The organism is Hafnia alvei, from assembly GCF_900095695.1.
Taxonomy (GTDB): domain Bacteria; phylum Pseudomonadota; class Gammaproteobacteria; order Enterobacterales; family Enterobacteriaceae; genus Hafnia; species Hafnia alvei_B.
Map to the genome: position 1 here is coordinate 1 of NZ_FMIQ01000066.1, position 2,809 is coordinate 2,809.

Genomic DNA, 2,809 nt, shown 5'->3' on the forward strand with positions numbered 1-2,809 from the left:
GATATTGATATATAATAATTTTCCAGCAAATAACCTTGCAATCATTATGGGGTAAGGCGTGAGATAATGTGCAGCCTATTTTACCAATGAGGGAATTCAATGAAATTTCACTTAAAAAGTGAAAAATCCTAATTTTTGTCTTGGATCAAAATTGTGATGTAGCGCTCAACTAATAAATAGATACATAATTAGCGCACTATTAATTTGTGACTGCTATTTTTTGACTTACTGAAATTGGCATCATAGAAGATGCTAAGATATTGTTGCAGAGAAGATTTTATGCTTTATGCCGCAAAAGTGACATTTCTATATGGTGATAGATTACAGCGCAGATAATCAGTGTGATAAACGCTTTATCTAAGCTTTGCCATCCGCCATTGGTACTGCCGTAACTCGGCGTGCTTGCGTAAAATCTTCGTTGAATCTCTGGTCCCTTTCGCTGGCTATAGGCCGCAATCCCCAGAGGATCTGCAGAATTTACTGCACCAACTGGGACTAATCGCCGATGGCGAGACCAAGAAGCGAGCTGCGACAACAACGAGTATCCTAACCTGCGCAGAGTAGTTCAGGCGTCTGAACCAGTACAAACTCTAACGCCACATGTTGGGATCGATGAGTGGGCATGGTATCGTGGTCATCGATATGGCGCGTTGATCGTCAACCTTGATACTCATCGCCCTCTGGTACTTCTTCTAGGGCGCGAACAACACTTCTTGACCGCCTAGTCCAGAAAATATCCGGAAATACAGGTTGTCTCACGCGATCACAGTGGCATTTATGTGATGGCCGCACGTGATGGTGCGCCGCAAGCCTGACAGGTCACCGATCGTTGGCACCTCCTGAAGAATATTGGAGATTCATGAGAGCGGATGATGCACAGGCATATGCCGCTGATAAGGAAGGTTGCCACTGAACTGTCGCCCAAGAAAAATGCACCTGAAGTTCAATCAGCAATCTAACCGGTACTTCTCCATCCGGATCGGATCAAGCAACAGAGGCGTGAAAAGCGGCTTCAACGTTGGGCAGAAGTGAACTCCCTTCATAAAAATGGGTGAGGGATCAGGGAAATATTTCTTATAATCGGGGTATCGCGGATAGCTGCTCGCCGATGGATACAGTCGGTTACGTTCCCTGAGATGTCAATCAGGCCACTGATGCCCAGCCTTCTTGATTCATGGCGCGTTTGGTTGGAACAACAACAGGAAAAGGTTAGCCATAATGCCAGCCAGATATTGCGGGATATGGTGGCAGTGAAATAACGGTCAAAGGTGCCATTACCAAATGGCGGAAAGGGGTGAAGGAGCCGCTTCTGCTTCGCTTCGTCTTCCCTCTTCCTCAAGAGTCAGCCGCTGGTTGATGCCATGGAGAATAATCAGAGGGGAGGAAAACTACGCATCACTGTTTATCGGGTTGATGCAAGAAAAAGAGCCTCAGTTGAAAATGGCGCAGCAGCTTCTCGACTTTTACAGAATACTGAAAACGAAAAATAAAACATTGTTAAATTCGTGGTTCATCAATGTAGGCGAAAGCGGGTTGATTGACCTCCAACGTGTTGCCGCAGGAATGGAATCTGACGCAGCCGCAATAGTTGAAGCTATCTGTTCCAGTTGGAGTAACGGCGTTGTTGAGGGGCATGTAAACCGACTGAACATGTTGAAACACCATATATATTGCTGTGCTGGGTTCGAGTTGCTCAGGCGGCGAGTGATGAATCCTTTTGCATGATCGGATCCACCCAAGTTGCGAAAGACCCACTTTTAAACCGTTGTTGACACTCAGTGAAGGTAAAATACCCGTGGCCCACTTAAGGAAACAGAGATGAGGACAGTATTAAAAAACAGCCTAGATACATCACAGAACCACATATATTCATGAAATAACGGCTAAATATCAATGTATCAATAAATATATTACCTGCGAGATTCTGCTATGCGTTTCTTAACCCATTCCTCTATTTCACTTTGCATCCAGCGAGAGCTTCGCCCCATTTTAATGGGTTTTGGGAACAAGCCCTCTTGAATTAATTTATAGAACCATTTATCCGACAAACCTGTAAATGTGGTGATAAATGCCATATCTACCATTTTGTCATTCAATAAACCAGTGGTACTGCTTGTGTTTGTCATCGTGATTTTTCTCTGCCTTAAAGGAAATGAAAGACAGGAGCGTTAGAATGAATGATTTATTCGGTTCCGACACTCCGCCATAACATTCCCTCGCCAGTTGAAAAATACTTGTCACTCAATCAGAATTGACTGCAACCGAAGTTACGTAGGCCGTCTGAGTTATCTTTACTGAAATTCTTGGCCAGATAGTTAACGCGGTGAGTCACATTTGATAGCTGATGCTCAAAGTCTTTATGATTTCTACTCAGGTGATAACAGCCATTAGCGGGAAACTCTACCAGAGCATAATATTGCTCATGATTTGGCGCGGTACTAAGCCCCAACGACCTTACCCAAGCCTCCATAATCATCACAGCTAGATTATGGGGATAGTTTCCATTCCTGCGGGAATAACTCCCTGGATAAGCATATGCTTCACGGTTCAAGAGCAGTGCCACGTGATAATGTTTTTTTCCACACGCATTAAACTCTCTTACCCAGATAATACGAACGCGACAGTCATGGACCCGTTTACCTGATTTTCGTTTCCGAAGTTGGTCAGCAACAATCTGAGCCCTCAGTGAAATGGTAAACCGGGTAATTACTGAGGCATCTGCGTTATATAATTTATCGTCAATGTCAGGCAGGCGGAGGTCAATCCGCAATACCATTGTTCGTGGATATTCATCCAGACATCCCTTAAT

2 protein-coding genes and 1 pseudogene are annotated in these 2,809 nt (G+C 44.3%); 1 reads left to right on the forward strand and 2 read right to left on the reverse strand.

Annotated elements, in window-relative coordinates; all coding sequences use genetic code 11:
- Window positions 1–348: 348 nt before the first annotated feature.
- Window positions 349–1,725, forward strand: a pseudogene (locus BN1044_RS18080) (ISL3 family transposase); the annotation flags it as partial.
- A gap of 185 nt (window positions 1,726–1,910) precedes the next feature.
- On the opposite strand, the gene BN1044_RS18085 reads toward BN1044_RS18080, so the two are convergent.
- A complete protein-coding gene (locus BN1044_RS18085; protein WP_072309845.1) occupies window positions 1,911–2,126 on the reverse strand; it encodes a helix-turn-helix transcriptional regulator in 216 nt (71 codons plus the stop codon).
- A 119-nt stretch (window positions 2,127–2,245) separates the two neighbouring features.
- A partial coding sequence (locus tag BN1044_RS18090; protein WP_139130975.1) for an inovirus Gp2 family protein occupies window positions 2,246–2,809 on the reverse strand: 564 nt, incomplete at its 5' end.

Excerpts from the sequence above, each read along its gene's own strand:
- BN1044_RS18085 (WP_072309845.1), bottom strand. The coding sequence starts at position 2,126 with ATGACAAACACAAGCAGTACCACTGGTTTATTGAATGACAAAATGGTA.